Source organism: Pedobacter heparinus, from assembly GCF_032678725.1.
In the GTDB taxonomy this organism is placed as follows: Bacteria; Bacteroidota; Bacteroidia; order Sphingobacteriales; family Sphingobacteriaceae; genus Pedobacter; species Pedobacter heparinus_A.
In genome coordinates, this window is sequence record NZ_JAVTSC010000015.1 from 68,203 (window position 1) to 85,481 (window position 17,279).

The following is a 17,279-nucleotide window of genomic DNA, read 5'->3' on the forward strand; positions in this document are numbered from 1 at the left end:
AATGTAATCAGATTCCCTATAGGTTCAAAGCTTTCCAGATTACCTCGTAAACTTCGGTAGCCTGCAGGTTCTGGCTGTTTAATTTTTCGTCGGTAATCAGCACAGGGTGAAACCCGGCCGGGGTATTTATACTGCCATGCGAACCCTTAACCAGCGTAGCATCCAGTGGGATGACATCCATCACATACCTGAAACCTGCTTTTTTCCGCAATAGTTTATAGGCTGCCCTGGGTTTTGAAGACATAAACATCTCTACCGGATCGTAACCTGGTTTTTTGTGGATGTCCACACACCTTGCATAATCCGGCGCCTTGGCATCATCCAGCCAGAAATAATAGGTAAACCAGCTTTCCGGCTCGGCCACCACTACAAAATCTCCGGCCCGCTGGTGATTCAGGCCATGTGCTTTTTTGCCTGCTTCATCTAAAATTAAAGCAATACCCTGGGTATTTTCCAGGATGCTTTTAACCTGCGCGGTTACAGATGGGTCATTGATATAAATATGTGCCACCTGGTGGTCTGCTACTGCGAAAGCCTTTGACGCGCCAGCATCCAGCAGTTCCAGTCCGCGTTCTATACGGATCTGCAGCAGGCCGTTTTCCCTGAAAAGCCTGTTCAGGTGTAGGGGCTTGCTCACCGGGGTTATACCATATTCCGAAAGGATAATGATGCTGACTTCCTGTTGTTCATAATGTTGCACCAGGTCTTTAACCAGTTGGTCTATTTCGCCCAGTTCTTTGCCAATCTGTTTAAAATCATGACCAAACTTTTGCAGGCAGTAGTCCAGGTGGGGCAGGTAAATGAATGTTAAGGTAGGATCATAAAGCTCATCAGTAATTACAGCTGCATCAGCGATCCATTTGGAAGATTTGATGTTTGCGCCCGGCCCCCAGAACTGGAATAAGGGAAACTGACCCAGCTTGCCTTGTAAAAGGTCACGGAGTTCGGCGGGTTCAGCATAGCAATCGGGCATCTTCCTGCCATCGGCCAGGTAATTGGGTCTTGGTGTAACCGAATAATCCGCATTGGAATACATGTTGTACCACCAGAACATATTGGCGCAGGTAAAGCCAGGGTCTTCCTTTTTTGCCCTGTCCCATATTTTATCTGCCTGTACCAGTTTGTTGGACTGTTTCCAGAATTTGATCTCGGCATCGGTATGGTCGTACCAGCCATTGCCCACTACACCGTGTGCTGCAGGCTGTTTGCCGGTTAAATAAGTAGATTGTACTGCTGTAGTTACCGCAGGCAGCATGGGCGCTATAGCGGCAAGGTTTTTTCCCTGAATGTACTTTTCCAGAAAAGGGGTATATTTCCCAATCAGGTTTGCCGACAGGCCAACAACATCAATCACTACAGTTTTCTTCATCTTAAAATGGCTTGGTATCTATACAAGGGTATCAATTACCCAGTTTATTTCATTGCTGATCGATTGGGCGATCGGTAATTTTAATTGTTCCGGTAAAACTTCCCAGGTGTACGTTTCTACTTCCAGGTGGTTGGTAAAAGCTTTGTTTTTCTGCAGTTCCAGCACCGTCCTGATATCATCCTGGGTAGATTGCAGCAAACCGATGTCTTTAATGGATATGGGTACGTGGAAATGCGCACGCCATTGTTCCGTATCTGCATTTCCAAAATCGCTCAGCGCCTCCGGCAGGTCAGGATAACGCATTAAAGTGCCATCCTTTTTTAAGGCAACCACCTGGTGCAGGTAGGTAGGCTCATTAAAGGTGCCAAAGCTGGTTTTTATGTCTTCCAGCTGTGCGGCTGTCTGGTTTAAACTGGCTTTCAGGGCAGCACTGATCTGGATCTTTCCAACCCTGATCTCCTTGTTTTCCAGTTCCTGCAATACCGCTTCATGGTTTTCGTAGCCAATGGCAAAATGGCAAACATCATAACACAGGCAGAGGTGCCTTCTGATCATTTCAGCAGCCGCTTCCGCGGAAACCTGAAATGCATCGGCCAGCAGGGGAACACCTGAAGGCAGGAGGTCATTTTCAAACCAGTCGATAAATTCCCTTCCGGTTTCCAGTATACCATCAGGTTCAGGTTCAACATCCAGGTGCAACCACTGTCCGGTTTCCTGGCAGATGACCACAAGTTCCCGGATGACTGCAATGATATTCAGGGTAGCATTCTTTTTGGCCAGGTTAAAGTCTGTTTCCGTTTTAAACCAATGCCGGTAGCTGAGCGGAGAAGTAGAAATGCCCCCGTCCATACCTTCCGGTAATATTAATTTTAAGATGTGGAACAGCCGGATCGTATAGGCTACGCGTTCGGCTGTTGTCCAGTCTGGGGTATGCACGTGCTCCTTTACAATGGCATGGTGAAAATCTCCGTAGGGGAAACCGTTCATGGTAAAAACATAGGCATCATTTAGCTCCAGCCATTGTTTAAATGGCTGCAAAACATCAGGGTGCTGGAGCTGCAAACTGGCTTCATTCGATAGCCGTAATCCCAATCCTAATGCCTGTCCTGGCGCTACAGCCCGTTTTATGGCCGGGAAATGTTGCTTTAAAGCCTCAAAATCGGCTGCCCAGTTTTTTCCGGCATGTATGTTTGTGCAATAGGTCAGATGTCCGGTATTAACTTTCATGAGTAGGACTTAACGTTTTTTTTCTATTATTTCCGTGGGTATAATCCGCAATATAGCAACTGGCCTTTATCAGCTGTTGCTGGTCCATTTCGTGTACTTCCTTTCCGGTGCCAATGTCGGTAAGCAGGGTGATGGTCAGCAAACCACCCAGGTGCTCCTGGAATTCAGCCAGTCCCTTTAATATGGGGGATCCGCTGTCTTTGATCTGGATGATGGGGTCTGAAATACTGAAGTTCAGTTTGGTCAGTACTTCCAGTATGCGCAAAGCTTTTTCTTCGGTCAGTAGCCCGGTTAAAAAGGAATATACGCTGTCCAGGGCAATACCCATGGCCACCGCCTCACCATGCAGCACACTGAAATTACTCAGCTGCTCCAGTTTATGGGCACTCCAATGGCCAAAGTCCAGGGGCCTGGCCGATCCTGTTTCAAAAGGGTCGTCACCGGCAATATGGTCTAAATGCAGTTTGGCGCAGTGTTTAATCAGGTAGTTCATGCTTTCCTGCTCACGTGCGGCCAGGGCCGCGGCATGTTCTTCAATCCAGTAAAAGAAATCAGGGTCCTTGATCAGCGCCACCTTTATCGCTTCAGAAATTCCGGAGCGGTAGTCCCGGTCCGTTAAGGTCTGTAAAAACACATCGTCATTAAATACCGCAACAGGGGGGGCAAAAGTACCCAGGAAGTTCTTCTTGCCCTGATAATTGATCCCGTTTTTAACGCCAATGCCCGAGTCGTTCTGCGACAGTACAGTGGTAGGGATCCGGATGTGCTTGATGCCCCGGTGAGCAACCGCTGCGGCATAGCCCACCAGATCCAGTACCGCGCCCCCGCCAATGGCCGCAATATACGAATGCCTGTCTATTCCATGAACATTTACGGCGGCTACAAGCTGGTCAAACAGGGCCGGATCATTTTTTGAAGCTTCCCCGCCAGGTACCACCATAATGTCCGGGATCAGCTGTACCTGCTGCTGTCCGGCGAAGTATGTTTTTATGGCTGTTATCAGGTTAGGATGAGTTTCGGTAACGCCCCCGTCGATGACGAAAAATATTTTCCTCAAAGCTGCAGAAGGCCTGGCTTCAAAAAAACCGGCCAGCAAGGGGTTCCCCAACTCAAAAAGGGAAGAGGTAAAGTAGATTTTATAGTCAAATTTTACACTAAACGACTGTTCTAAATAATTCATGTCCTACGAAATTCATCGCTAAGTAACCGCAAAAGCCTTACCCAGCATTAAAGATATTGGTAATAAAATTACGATGAATACAGCAATATTTACCATACCAAAGGCGCTGGCCCATGCTGCATTCATTAAAATTAAAGCGATAACGCCCGCTTTTACCGCTTTGCCTATGTTAGGGCCAACCGGGTTTTTCATGGCTTTCAGCAGCGGAATGAAAATCATCAGCCCGAAACCCAATACAAATACCGAGGTGAGCGGTAAACTGCCCTGCCTTAGGGCAAAAAACAAGATACAGGAAATGACAAGCGCATATAAAAACGCGGCAAAATACAATGTTCTTTTACTGCCACCATGTACTTCGCCCCGGCTTACCATGGTTACAGCGGCGATGTAAACAATAGGCACCAGGGCCAAAAACCACCATTGCTGTATGGCAGAAGGGATGATGCTGATGCCAAGCAATAAGTTTAAGCCCCTGCATAGTCCCATGTTAAAAGGTCCAAACAGCGCACTGTGCTTCAAAAATTTATCGTAGATGAGGCAGGAAACCATAATGGCGACTGCCAGGTATTGGGATGCCGGGTTGTAAAGCCCCGCGGCAAAAATGCCGATAAAGAAAAACACGCCGCCAAATATCGTGGCAGCTTTTTTTGGGATCAGGCCGCTTGGAATGGGTCTTTCCGGCCTTTCTTTAGCATCCAGTTCTGCATCAAAAACATCGTTCAGGATGATCCCCCCGCTATACAGGCCTATCGTTGACAAACAAAGCAGCAGGACGGGAAGGTAGCTGACGGTACTGAAAAAATATCCTGCAATGGCCATTCCTGCCAGTACATCGGCAACAGCTGTCACCACATTGGCCGGTCGCATCAGCCGGATAAAACCTAATAATTTGTTCACGCTAGGATATGATAATGGAGTTCTTGTCTATTCTTGGTTGCTGCCCGCCACGCAATATCGAGTTACTGGCAAACTTCTGGCTCTGGTCTATGTTTTTCACCTTCAGGAAATCATTTTCATCGATCTGCCCGCTTTGTGCAAAAGCCGTAATGGCATTGCGGTAAGTCACCAGTTCGATGTCCTGCATGCTGATCCCTGATCTTTTCATCAGGGCAGCGGTTTTAGGGATGGCCAGCGGATCGCTGATGCCCCAGTCGGCTGCCGAATTGATCATGATCCTTTCCGATCCATATTGTTTAACCACTTCAACCATGCGCTCATTGCCCATTTTGGTAAACGGATAAATGGTAAAAGCTGCCCAGAATCCCCTGTCCAGCACCTCTTTCACGGTTTCTTCATTGTTGTGGTCAACAATCACCATATAGGGGTCAAGGCCCTGTTCTATCGCAATATCCATACTGCGCTGGGTACCTTTTTTCTTATCCCGGTGCGGGGTATGGATCTGCACAGGTAATCCTGCTTCTTTGGCCAGGCCCAGCTGCAAACGGTAATATTTCTCTTCCGCAGCGGTCTGGTCGTCAAAACCGATCTCGCCGATGCCCACCACCCCTTCTTTAAAAATAAACCGGGGCAGGATCTCCATTACCTGTTCTGCAAGTTTTTCATTATTGGCCTCGCGGGAATTTAAGCCTATGGTACAATAATGTTTAATGCCGAACTGCGAGGAACGGAACCGCTCCCAGCCAATCAGGCTGCTGTAGTAATCCGTAAAACTGTCTACACCGGTACGTGGCTGGCCCAGCCAGAAGGCCGGCTCTATCAACGCAACAATCCCGGCATCGGCCATGGCCTGGTAATCGTCGGTGGTGCGGGAAGTCATGTGTACATGCGGATCAAAGAACTTCATTCCACTGATCTCGCTCAGGTCAAGTGAACTCTGTATCTTTTCTCCCTTATTTCTTTCCTCAAAATTCTCATTACAGCACATAATCTATATCTTTTGGTTCATTTGTTCTATCAATTCATAAATCTCCGGGGCTACCGTTCTGTGGGCCGCCAGGCGCTCGTGTACATAATCCTGTAAAGTAAAGGCCAAAGCCTCGTTCATCCGTTCCTTCAGTCCAACAATCAGCCGGACATCTTTTTCTGTAAAAAAAGCCTTCAGGACCAATTGGTTCCATGCCTGCTGCGTTAAAAATGCTGCAGGATAGGGGTTGTGGTACATGATGGCTTCCAGCACCGTACCGATATTGCTCCTGATGCCTTCCTCGCAGCGGCTGATCCATGCTTCCGGATAGGCGTACAGCGGCAGTGCCGAATATAAAGCCACCTGCTCGTTCATTTCTGCTGCGGCAAAAAGGCTGCTGATCTTTTTCAGGTACTTTTCCTTATCGTCGGATGGCAGTTGCGTTAACAACCATACCCTGCACAGCTTGTCTAAAGTCCAGCCTTCAAGGCTATAACCGGGAAGCAACCTGCTGATCTCCTGATTTTCGTCCGGATCCGGGACCACCAGGTCTCTTGATGCCATACGTGGCAAATGGGCAAAACAAAGGTGTAACTGCACCGATCTGTCTTCCCTAAGCACCAGGTTCACTTTATCCTGCAACCAGTCAAAAGCTTCCGGTTTCAGGTTCCGTTTAATGAGCCGGAGAAAAAGTTCTGCCAGCTGGTTTATCCCCACCCTATCTATTAACAACATAATTTATCACACTATACCGCTACAAAATAATTCATCGCCAGTGCCGCACTAATGATCAGCAAGCCAAAAAATTCCCTGGTTTTTTCAATATAGGGTTTGGTTGCCTGCATACTTTCCACCAGGCTGGGTGTCCGGTATTTCATGATCCAGTCGCGCACCCCATCTTTGGCAAAAAACAAAATGACAGCGTAAATCAGATAGAAAGATATGGCAACTAAGTATACCGTAGGATAAAAATAATTAAAAATGGCAAATCCACAACAAATGGAGGCCAGCAGATAAATGGGCACCCAAAGCCAGGAGTCGTTGTCGTTTAAATTTACATAGGCAAATAAGATAAATGCAATGCAAAAAAATGAGTTTAAAATGCTCAGCAGCATAACAATAAAGGTTAAGTTTGTGTGTTTGTTAAATTATCAAATACAAATAAACAGATTATTACGTCGATTTAGCAAGATCATAGCGTATTTTAGATTTTTTATTGATCACATTAAACATTGCAGGTGGAGAAAGCGGCCTACCCGGCACACAATTATACTTTAGCAGATTTTAACTTGTCGGCACTCAACTTGTCGGATATTTTAAAACACAATAAGGTTGGGACTGATACGGGGGCCAAAGGGTTTTATGCGCTGGAGCCGGCAGAGATTGCCCTGGATTTTGCTGTTTTTGGGAAGGTATCCAATACCATGGGCATGCCTTTGGTTACCGTTACGCAAACCACAGACCGGGTGATGCTGTCCTGTTCCTGCCTGTCTGATACCGGTGGATTATGTGAATACCAGGCCAGGGTTTTGTACAACATTATGGAGCGGCCATCGCTGCGCCTGTTTTTTGACAGGCCCCTGAGGTATAAAAAACTACGGGAATTTGCACAGGATTATGGACTGGAACAGGAAAATCAACTGGATGATCATTTTGAACTCAGCTATGAAAAAGGCAGTCTCGAAATCAGGCCAAGGCTTAAAAACCTGTTTCCGGTCAACAAAAAAACAACACAGGAAATGTCAGCATCCCTGTTGCCGGTAAAAGGATTTAAGCCGCCGGTAGCCGGCGCTCTGATCAAAAAAGACCTGCAAACCATTGTGGTGTTCAGCCAGCACCGCTACTACGGCCACCTTAGCCTGGCCTTATATGAAGGTCCGGCCAGCCGGGATGGTAAGATCAAGAACCCTTTAACCTTGCTGGACCCGGCTGATCTGCTCTGGAAAACTGAAAACATCAGCGAGCTGAAATTCCTGAATGGTATCCTCAAATTCCAGAACAACTATAATGCTGAGGCCTCCGGATCAGACCTGGAAGGCTTAAAAGCATTGGCCAGAAATCCATTGGGCCTGGACATCTACCTCCACGATCCGAAAATTTCCCCCAATATATCGGCCAGCTCTATCCATAAGATCAAACTGAAAATACTGGGCATCGACCTCGTTTTGTCGGTCAATGAAAAAGGCGATTTTTATGAGGTTTCGGGTAAACTGATGCTTGATGAGCAGTCGATAGCCCTCGAAAACCTCAGCATTAAGCACCATTATTTCATCCAGCTGGATAAAACCCTGCACCTGATCGATAACCCTGATTTTTTAAGGGTGATCGATTTCTTTAAGAAACATTACGATAAAATGCTGATCCACAGGTCTAAATTTGAGGATTTTCAGCAGAATATTCTGGCCAACCTGGAAGAAAAAGTGCGCATCAACTATGCCTATTTAAAACCAGCCACCAAAAAGCAGCTGGCAGACAAGGGATATGACCTGGAAAACGAGCAACTGATCTATCTTTCCGAATCGGAAGATTTTGTGCTCATTACCCCTGTGATGCGGTACAGCAATACCGAAATCCCCGTGCTTTCGCGCAAACAGATCATCGCCAAAGATAAATACGGCCATACTTTTACCCTGCGCCGGGATGAGCCGGCAGAACTGCAGTTCATTTCGGACATCGTAAGGCAACACCCCTTTTTTGAAGAACAGCAAGAGGAAGACCTGCGTTTAGATTGTTTTTACATGCACCGCAAACACTTTCTGGATGCCACATGGTTTTTAAATGCTTTCGAAGCCTGGCGGAACAAAGGGATTACCATACTGGGTTTTAACCAGCTGAAAAATAATAACCTGAGCCCGTATAAAGCCAACATCTCCATTAAAGTGATCAGCGGGATCGACTGGTTCGAAACCAAAGCAAAGGTAGAATACAATGGCGAGGCCATCTCCATGAAACACCTGCACAAATCTATCCGCAACAAAAGCAAATTTGTAAAGCTGGACGATGGTACCCTGGGCATTTTGCCGGAGGAATGGGTGCAGAAATTTACCAGTTATTTTAATGCCGGTGAGCTGGTGGAAGAAAGTATCCATACCCATAAGATCAATTACAACAGCATCGCCGAATTGTATGATGAGCATTTGCTCGGGGAATCGGTGAAGGCACAGCTGGCCTTCTACCGGGGCAAACTTTCTGGCCCGGAAAGCATTACGGCCGTAAAAGTACCAGAAGACCTGCAGGCCGGGCTGCGGCATTACCAGCAGGAGGGCCTGAACTGGCTGAACTTTTTAGACGATTTTAACTTTGGTGCCTGCCTTGCTGATGACATGGGACTGGGCAAGACCATACAGATCATCGCTTTCATCCTGAGCCAGCGCGAAAAGCTGGGGCACAATACCAGCCTGGTAGTGGTGCCGGCCTCCTTAATTTTCAACTGGCAGGCCGAGGTGGCCAGATTTGCACCTTCGATAAAAATGCATACAGTTTACGGGGCCGACCGCCTCAAAGACAGTCATGAATTTGACCAGTACGAGCTTATCCTTACTTCTTACGGAACCCTGCTGGCAGATGTCCGGTTTTTAAAAGCCTATCGTTTCAATTACATCTTCCTGGATGAGTCGCAGACCATTAAAAATCCGGATTCCCAGCGCTACAAAGCAGTAAGGTTATTACAATCGCGCAATAAGGTGGTTTTGACGGGTACACCCATAGAGAACAATACCTTCGATCTTTACGGACAGCTTTCTTTCGCCTGTCCGGGTTTACTGGGCAGTAAGCAACAGTTTAAGGAACTGTACTCGGTACCCATCGATCAGTTTAAAGACAGCAAAAGGGCCAGAGAACTACAGCAAAAGATCAGCCCTTTTATCCTGCGCAGGACCAAAGCGCAGGTAGCCAAAGAACTGCCCGATAAAACCGAAATGGTCATTTACTGTGAGATGGGTACCGAACAGCGTGAAGTATATGAGGCTGCAGTGCAGGACATCAAAGCTTACATTGAAGGCAAGGCCGAAGATGAACTGCAAAAGAGCAGCATGCACATTTTACAGGGGATTACCCGTTTAAGGCAAATCTGTAATTCGGCCGGACTGCTGAAAGACGATAAATTTTATGGCAATGCCTCTTCCAAAATGGAAGCCTTAATGGAACAGATCGAAAGCAAATCATCAAACCATAAGATCCTGATCTTCTCCCAGTTTGTAGGCATGCTCGATCTCATACGCGAAGAACTGCGCAGCCGGAACATTGCCCACGAATACCTGACCGGGCAAACGAGGAAGAGGTCTGCTGCCGTAGCTTCCTTCCAGGACAAGCCCGAAGTCAGGGTATTCCTGATCAGCTTAAAGGCCGGTGGCCTGGGCCTGAACCTGACCCGTGCCGACTATGTGTACCTGGTAGACCCATGGTGGAACCCTGCTGTAGAAAACCAGGCCATCGATCGCTGTTACCGGATCGGTCAGGAAAAAAATGTAGTTGCGGTCCGTTTAATTTGTCCGGATACGATAGAAGACAAGATCATGAAGCTGCAAAATACCAAGAAAGACCTCGTGGAAGACCTGATCAAAACCGATTCTGCCATTTATAAAACCCTTTCCAGAAAGGATCTGCTCGGTCTGTTCAGTTAAATTAATTGTTCCATTTTTTTTATAAAATGCCGGTTTGTATAGCTTATTTTTTTATCTTTAATTTTTGTCGTTAACGTACACAAATAAACCAAACATATAAAATGATGATGAAACGCGTATTTTTTCTGTTGTGCCTGCTTGGGCTCAACACCCTGAATGCTGCACACAGCCAGGGTATTTCTGTGATCCCGCAACCACTGAGTATGCAGGAACTCCCCGGTAAATTTAAAATCAACACCCTGACTAAAATTACTTATGATGCGGGCAATTCCGACCTGAAATCGGTAGGCCTTCAGTTTTCCGATCAGGTAAAAAAACTGACGGGTTACGCGTTAAAAGTGCTTCCTGCTGCGGGCGCTACAGGCAGCAATGTCATTGTGCTGACCACAAAAAACGCCGTAGATAGCCTGGGCGACGAAGGTTATACCCTGGTTGCCAATCCAACTTCGGTACGTATCAGCGGTAAAAAGGCAAATGGGGTATTTTATGGGGCTCAAACCCTGTATCAGCTCTTGCCGGTAAAGGGAAAAAATAATGCCTTTGTTACAGCTCCGCTGATCCCGGCAGTAAAAATTGCCGATAAGCCGCGTTTTGGCTGGAGGGGCATGATGCTCGACGTGGGCAGGTATTTTTACTCCGTGGAGTTTGTTAAAAAATACATCGATTACCTTGCTTTACATAAACTGAATGTGTTTCACTGGCATTTAACCGAAGACCATGGCTGGCGCATAGAGATTAAAAAACACCCAAGACTTACTGCTGTTGGTGCATGGCGTAACGGTACGCAGTTTGCCAACAACCAGATAGACAATACCCCTCATGGTGGCTTTTACACCCAGGACCAGGTACGGGATATTGTGGCCTATGCGGCAAAGCGCTATGTAACGGTGGTTCCCGAAATTGAAATGCCAGGTCATGCCACGGCAGCCCTGGTAGCCTATCCTAACGTTTCCTGCACAGGCGGGCCGTTTAAAATGCTGGTAGGATGGGGTATACAAAAAGAAGTTTTCTGTGCCGGAAAAGAAGAAACTTTCCATTTACTGGAAGATGTGCTCACGGAAGTTGTAGCGCTCTTTCCTGGTAAATTCATCCACATCGGTGGAGATGAATGTCCTAAAGACCGCTGGAAAGTTTGTCCAAACTGCCAGGCCAGGATGAAAAAAGAAAACCTGAAAGACGAACATGAGCTGCAAAGCTATTTCATCAGGCGCATAGAAAAATTCCTGACCACCAAAAACAGAAGTATTATCGGATGGGATGAAATCCTGGAAGGTGGTTTGGCACCCAATGCCGCCGTGATGTCCTGGAGAGGCACCGAAGGTGGTATCGCTGCTGCCAAACAGTCGCACGATGTAGTGATGACCCCTTATGATTTCCTTTACCTGGATTACTACCAGGGTGAACCTTACCTGGAGCCAAAGGCGATAACGGGCAACCTGCAACTGGAAAAGGTATACAACTACGAGCCGGTTCCTGCGGTGCTTACTGCCGACCAGGCAAAGTATATCAAAGGGGTACAGGGCAATGTATGGGCAGAATTTATCCATTCGCCCGAAAAAGTAGAATACATGGCCTTTCCACGTGCTGCCGCAATGGCCGAACTGGCCTGGACCATACCAGCCAGAAAGAGCTGGACTGACTTTAGCCGCAGGATAGAAAAGCAATACCAGCGCTACGATGACCAGGGCATCAATTACGCGAAAAGTGCCTATAATGTATGGCATACGGTAACTGTTGACAGTTCGGCCAATACGGCAAAGGTATCCTTTAAAACCAATAGCTATCAGCCACAGATACGGTATAGCCTGGATGGTTCAGAACCAACGGTAAATTCACTGGCATACAGCAAAGCCTTTGAAGTTAAACTGCCGGTCACTGTTAAGGCCGCTACTTTTAAAGACGGTCGCCGTATGGGGGCCATCAGTTCCAGGTCCATATTTGTAGATCAGAATAAATCAAAATAAATAACCTTTTATGGTCGTAAAAGCCCCGTTGAATTGCCTAAGCAATTTACCGGGGCTTTTTAAAACAACTGTAAATTATTTGCCTGCTGGGTAGCAGCAGCTGTAGTACCTGGTTTGCCGTTAACACGCAGTTTGTGTTTACTGATCCAGGCCGTATAATCCTCTTTTTTAACGGGAGCTGCCAGCAGGGCGGCGGCAAGCTGCAGCATGGCCAGTCTGTACTCAATCACCTGCCGGTATTTTTGCAGTACATGTACCAGTTGCTGCTGAACTTTATTTTTAGGTTTAATCCGGATATTTTTATTGACCAGGTTTAAAAGCTGCATGGTGATTTCTTTGGTAAAATAGGTAACTGCAGCAGTAATCCTTTCCTGCAAGGCATCCAGCGCAGCAAAACCAGCGGTAGCATGCAGCTGGTTTACCTGGGCCTGGAAACGATCGGATAAGATGATCAACGCTGCAAGCGATTTATTCAGCTGCAGCATTAAGGTTTTAAATTCGGGCAGGTTGGCTTTGGCCAGTTCCCCATTGGCTGCAAGGGTGTCCAGCCCCCGCTGTATACTGTGTAAAGAAAAATGGTCCAGCACCAGCTGCAGCATAAACTTTTCCTGCTCCTGAATCAGGATTGCAGCCAGTTCCTCCTCTTTTGCCGGCTTCATATAATTGATCACTTCGGTATTCGACCTTAAGCTTTCCGTACTGATCTTTGATTTTAATACCAGGCCGTTCAGTGTTCTTAACCTGCTCAGCGCCACATAAACCTGTCCGGCTACAAATGACTTGCCCGCATCAATAATGGCATTGTCGAAGGTTAAGCCCTGACTTTTATGGATGGTTACTGCCCAGGCCAGTTTAATGGGGTATTGCGAAAATTCACCTACCTGTTGCTGTACAATGGCTTCTTCGGTATCTGTTTTGTATTCAAAAGATTGCCAGGAAGTTTTTTCCAGCAAAAGGTCTTCCTCCTGCGGAAAAAAAATACAGATCTCCCCTTCTTTTACCGACTTCACTTTCCCGATCTTTCCGTTGTAGAATTTCCGGTCTTCACCGGAATCGTTCTTAATGAACATGATCTGCGCACCTGCTTTCAGTTTCAGTGTTTGTTCGGCCTGCAGGTTCAAGTCTCTGAACTCTCCGCTCACTTCAGCTTCAAAAGTGTATTCCATACCAGGCAGTTCATCCAGTTTTTCCTTATTGATGGCGTTGGCCTCGGCATTATGAGAGGTGATGATGATGGGGTTCAGTTCATCCGAGGCGCTAAACTGCGGGTCGTACCTTTTGTTCAGCAGGGCCAGTCCGCTTTCGCCGATCTGGTTGTTCCTGATGTCATTTAAGATGTCAATAAATGCCGTTTCAGTTTGCCTGAAAACGGTGGTCAGTTCGATCTGCAGCAGGGGATAGCGACGGATGACCAGCGCATCAAAAAAGTAAGGTGAGGGGTAGGCCCTGTTTAAAAAAGACCAGTCTTCCCTTTTGGTTACCGGGGGCAACTGGTACAGGTCGCCGATCAGCAGGATCTGTACACCTCCAAAAGGCCGGTTGTTTTTTCGTACGGAACGCAGGATGGCATCAATTACATCCAGCAGATCGCAGCGCACCATGGATACTTCATCAATCACGAGTAACTCCAGTTCATTGAACAGGTTAAGTTTTTCCCGGGTATAGCTGAGGTCGGAAACCATGGACTGTATGGAAATGAAACCCGACTGCAGGTTTTCCAGGCTGATGTCACCAGGGAAAAAGGAGCCCGGGGGCAATTGAAAAAAGGAATTGATGGTCGTACCTTTGGCATTCATGGCGGCTACACCGGTTGGGGCAACAACTACCATCTTTTTGCTGCTGTTTTCTTTAACCTTTTTTAGCAGGGTAGTTTTGCCTGTTCCAGCTTTCCCCGTCAGGAAAATATTTTGATTGGTATATTCGATAAAAGCCAATACATTGTCGGAAATTGAACTGGAAGATGCACCGTTATTCATGTTGCAAATTTATGGGAAAAAATTAATCTTCTATGGACAAGCCCTCACGATTTTATTTTTATTTATCAGCTTAATGCTGATGTAAAGCCTATTCAGAACGAGTCACATGCTGAGATGTACCTAACTTTGGAATAATAGCAGTTATTAAGCAAATGACCGGGGTGACGCCGAAGGAGCGGGTTGAGCAGAAAATTTAAAACCAATCCTGTCCACTGCTGTTTATGACAAACATATTAAAGAGAATCCTGATCTTATGAGCAGCATCCAGAATATCATCTTACTCGAAAATTTACTTAGCGCTGAAAGACTTCTTAAACTTGACAGAGCCGCCAGCAGGCACCAGGAACAGTCCAACACTAATTTTAACATCCGGTCTATAGGCGAAAAAACGATTGAAGTAGAAACTGTCCAGGGAGAAACCACTTCAGGAAAATATGCAAATGAAGCGACCCTGATTAAAAGAACAGAAGGCCTATTCAGAAAACACTTGCCTGATTATAAGATCAACGTTAGTCCGGAAACTTTCCAGGCTTCACCGGCCAGCGTAGTTAACACCGCGTGGATTGATAAAATGATGCAGCAAAAAGGTATCCGTATTAAACAAATTGCCTTTGATACGGGCATTGACCGCGAAAGTGTGTCTGACTGGGTAACGGGAAAGCGATCTATGAGCCAGATCGTTAAGGCGCTGTTTTACTTTTATCTAAATAAATAAAACATAAAGTTCATTAAAACAGGTATTCATGCGCCGTGACCATTTTTATGGTAAAGCCATCCTCTTCAAACTGATCTTTCTGATTGAGCGTAACAATGGTACCTTCTGTTAGTTTGAAAAACTTTAACGCTTCCAGTAATCCATTGTATTCCCGCTTAAAGTTGTTGTCATCTATTTGATAACATACCTGTACCGCTTCCTGTGCTTTTCCCTTATTAAAACTAATAAAATCACATTCTCCTTTATCTTTGTAGTAATACAATGTTCCGGTTTTTCTGCGCAGGTGCAGGTAAACCAGGTTTTCCATTTTATGGCCAATGTTTTCACTAAAAGCTGTAGATGTGGCGGTAATTAAACCGGTATCTATGGCGTATACCTTTTTCGGGTTCCGGGCCTGGGCTTTTAAAGAATAACTAAACATGGGCAGGAATTCAATTAAGTAGGCATTTTTTAACCAGGCAAAATATTCTAATATGGTTGCGCTTGATTTGATGCCGAACAAATAGGTTAACTTATTGGCAGAAACCAGTGTACCTACATTGGAAATTAAATAAAGGGCCAGTTGTTTTAACGAATCCACATCCCTGATGGCGTGGCGTACGGCGATATCCCTTACCAAAATATCTTCCATTAAGCTTTGAAGGATCAGCTCTTCGCCGGTTTTAACAAATTCGGGAAAGCCCCCGGTTTGCAGATAGGTCATAACAGAACTTTCATTGGCCCGGAGGTTTTTGAAAGAAATGTACTCCTGATAAGAGAAAGGGAACATTTCCATAGATACATGCCGGCCTGTTAAATGCGTACCCAACTCTTTGCTGAGCAGCGAAGCATTGGATCCACTGATAAATACCGTATAACCTTCCCTGAGTAACTGGTGTACAAAGATTTCCCATTTGGGCACCAATTGTATTTCATCAAAGAACAATACTGTAGTATCTCTTTTTATGACTTCCTGCTGCAGGCGTATTAAATCTGAAGCTTCAAAACCAACCAGCCTAAGATCTTCAAAATTGAAATAGATGGCTTTTTCGTATTTCTCTTTAATGATTTGCAGCAGCAAGGTGCTTTTGCCACAACGGCGTACGCCACTAACAATGGTAGCAAAGCTTGCTATGATAGGTACTTTTTGAAGCGCCTGCCTGGGCAGACTGTCTTCTTTTCTTAAAAAAGATTCTTGTTGAGCATCTATAACTATAGCAATTTGTTCTTGTCTAAGCATTTGATGGTAAATTAATTAGGTACAAATATAACGATTATTCATTACTAATGAACAACTTTATTCATTAGTAATGAATAAAGTTGTTTGCTGGCAGCGGCATGGATTGATAAAATGATGCATTCGTTAAAAAGCATTTAGAAAATCCATATAGGCAGGAACACTTTTTTCAATCCATTCAGGAGAAGAATTGTATTCCAGGCCGTAGTAAGCAAATAGTGGCTGGTAATCGGCTTTTACGTATTCAAAAGACAGCTCGAATGGTCTGGTTAGTTCTGCCAGGGTATATTTATACTTTTCCTGGTGCTGATATTCCTGTTCATCAATTCCGGCTGAAATAGCAAGGGAAATTTTTTTCCCGGAAAGCTTATATTCGCTTTTACTTCCGTAAGCCCATCCGTAGGTTAAAACTTCATCTAACCATTTCTTGAAAAGCGGCGGGCAACTGAACCAGTAAAAGGGAAACTGAAATACAATTTTTTCATATTGTTCAACCAGTTTCTGTTCTGCCTGTACATCTATTTTTTCATCCGGGTAAACCTGGTATAATTGATGGACGTGGTATCTTTCCGGAAATTTATTCAGTTCTTCAACCCATCTTTTGTTAACAGCCGAATTTTTAATATCTGGATGGATTACAATGATCAATGTGCTCATTTTTCAAAATTTAAATTACGGAGGCAAAAGTAGCTGCATAACCTAAATTTTGTACATTACCCCCCAATTGTTAGGTACTATAAAAAATGTAAGTAATGTCTAAGATCAAAGAAACATCAACAAATTTTGCCAACAAACAGGCGCTGGCCGATGAATGTGCGGAAGCTTATGCTGCAAATGTTATTGGCGGACAATGGGCATTGGTAATTTGTTCCTGGTTAATGAACGGAAAACTGCGGTTTGGTGAGTTAAAAAATAAACTGCCCAACATAACGGAACGAATGCTGACTTTACAGTTGCGGAAACTGGAAGAAAATAAAATTGTGAAAAGAACTGTCTATGCCGAAGTACCCCCGCGGGTTGAGTATGAGCTAAGCCCAATTGGTTATGATTTGAGACCCATTATACAGCATCTGGAAAAATGGGGGCAGAAACATAAGGAACTGGTTACTGCAGTTCCGCCAGGATCATAGCAGAAGAATAGCTAGA

The 17,279-nt window shown here is 45.5% G+C and carries 14 protein-coding genes; 4 read left to right on the forward strand and 10 right to left on the reverse strand.

All coding sequences use genetic code 11. The annotated features are described in order from the left end of the window. Positions 1 to 16: 16 nt before the first annotated feature. From R2Q85_RS20200 to R2Q85_RS20230, 7 genes are read right to left on the reverse strand one after another with little or no spacing between them, the layout of a single operon-like run. Positions 17 to 1,369 (reverse strand): alkaline phosphatase family protein, encoded by a 1,353-nt coding sequence (locus R2Q85_RS20200; protein ID WP_316813607.1) that lies wholly within the window; start codon positions 1,367 to 1,369, stop codon positions 17 to 19. Between the two features lie 18 nt (positions 1,370 to 1,387). After that, positions 1,388 to 2,596 (reverse strand): metabolite traffic protein EboE, encoded by a 1,209-nt coding sequence (gene eboE / locus R2Q85_RS20205; RefSeq protein ID WP_316813608.1) that lies wholly within the window; start codon positions 2,594 to 2,596, stop codon positions 1,388 to 1,390. Beyond that, positions 2,586 to 3,776: a 3-dehydroquinate synthase gene (locus R2Q85_RS20210; RefSeq protein WP_316813609.1), complete on the reverse strand. Its 1,191-nt coding sequence runs from the start codon at positions 3,774 to 3,776 to the stop codon at positions 2,586 to 2,588. The genes eboE and R2Q85_RS20210 overlap by 11 nt, the downstream gene beginning before the upstream one ends. An 18-nt stretch (positions 3,777 to 3,794) precedes the next feature. After that, positions 3,795 to 4,673: a UbiA-like protein EboC gene (gene eboC / locus R2Q85_RS20215; RefSeq protein WP_316813610.1), complete on the reverse strand. Its 879-nt coding sequence runs from the start codon at positions 4,671 to 4,673 to the stop codon at positions 3,795 to 3,797. A gap of 1 nt (position 4,674) precedes the next feature. Next, positions 4,675 to 5,661: a TatD family hydrolase gene (locus R2Q85_RS20220; RefSeq protein ID WP_316813611.1), complete on the reverse strand. Its 987-nt coding sequence runs from the start codon at positions 5,659 to 5,661 to the stop codon at positions 4,675 to 4,677. 3 nt (positions 5,662 to 5,664) lie between these two features. Then, entirely contained in the window at positions 5,665 to 6,375 is a 711-nt protein-coding gene (locus R2Q85_RS20225) for an EboA domain-containing protein (protein WP_316813612.1), read from the reverse strand. Between the two features lie 11 nt (positions 6,376 to 6,386). Beyond that, positions 6,387 to 6,755, reverse strand: coding sequence for a transmembrane 220 family protein (locus tag R2Q85_RS20230; protein ID WP_316813613.1), 369 nt, complete (start codon positions 6,753 to 6,755; stop codon positions 6,387 to 6,389). 123 nt (positions 6,756 to 6,878) lie between these two features. On the opposite strand from R2Q85_RS20230, the gene R2Q85_RS20235 reads away from it, so the two are divergent. After that, positions 6,879 to 10,262 (forward strand): DEAD/DEAH box helicase, encoded by a 3,384-nt coding sequence (locus R2Q85_RS20235; protein ID WP_316813614.1) that lies wholly within the window; start codon positions 6,879 to 6,881, stop codon positions 10,260 to 10,262. A 101-nt stretch (positions 10,263 to 10,363) separates the two neighbouring features. Next, positions 10,364 to 12,226, forward strand: coding sequence for a beta-N-acetylhexosaminidase (locus R2Q85_RS20240; protein WP_316813615.1), 1,863 nt, complete (start codon positions 10,364 to 10,366; stop codon positions 12,224 to 12,226). 59 nt (positions 12,227 to 12,285) lie between these two features. On the opposite strand, the gene R2Q85_RS20245 is transcribed toward R2Q85_RS20240, so the two are convergent. Beyond that, the gene (locus R2Q85_RS20245) at positions 12,286 to 14,202 is read right to left on the reverse strand and encodes an ATP-dependent RecD-like DNA helicase (protein ID WP_316813616.1); all 1,917 of its coding nucleotides are present in this window, start codon (positions 14,200 to 14,202) and stop codon (positions 12,286 to 12,288) included. 253 nt (positions 14,203 to 14,455) lie between these two features. On the opposite strand from R2Q85_RS20245, the gene R2Q85_RS20250 reads away from it, so the two are divergent. Beyond that, positions 14,456 to 14,917: a helix-turn-helix transcriptional regulator gene (locus R2Q85_RS20250; protein ID WP_316813617.1), complete on the forward strand. Its 462-nt coding sequence runs from the start codon at positions 14,456 to 14,458 to the stop codon at positions 14,915 to 14,917. Between the two features lie 13 nt (positions 14,918 to 14,930). Here the strand turns inward: R2Q85_RS20250 and R2Q85_RS20255 are convergent, their stop codons facing one another. Together R2Q85_RS20255 and R2Q85_RS20260 are read right to left on the reverse strand one after the other, a co-directional pair. Continuing rightward, positions 14,931 to 16,136 carry an ATP-binding protein gene (locus R2Q85_RS20255; protein WP_316813618.1) on the reverse strand — a complete coding sequence of 402 codons (1,206 nt, stop codon included), beginning with the start codon at positions 16,134 to 16,136 and terminating at the stop codon, positions 14,931 to 14,933. Between the two features lie 123 nt (positions 16,137 to 16,259). After that, positions 16,260 to 16,790, reverse strand: coding sequence for an NAD(P)H-dependent oxidoreductase (locus tag R2Q85_RS20260; protein WP_316813619.1), 531 nt, complete (start codon positions 16,788 to 16,790; stop codon positions 16,260 to 16,262). A gap of 95 nt (positions 16,791 to 16,885) precedes the next feature. Between R2Q85_RS20260 and R2Q85_RS20265 the strand changes: the two genes are divergently transcribed. After that, complete coding sequence (locus tag R2Q85_RS20265) at positions 16,886 to 17,263, forward strand: helix-turn-helix domain-containing protein (protein ID WP_316813620.1); 378 nt, start codon at positions 16,886 to 16,888, stop codon at positions 17,261 to 17,263. Positions 17,264 to 17,279: the final 16 nt, after the last annotated feature.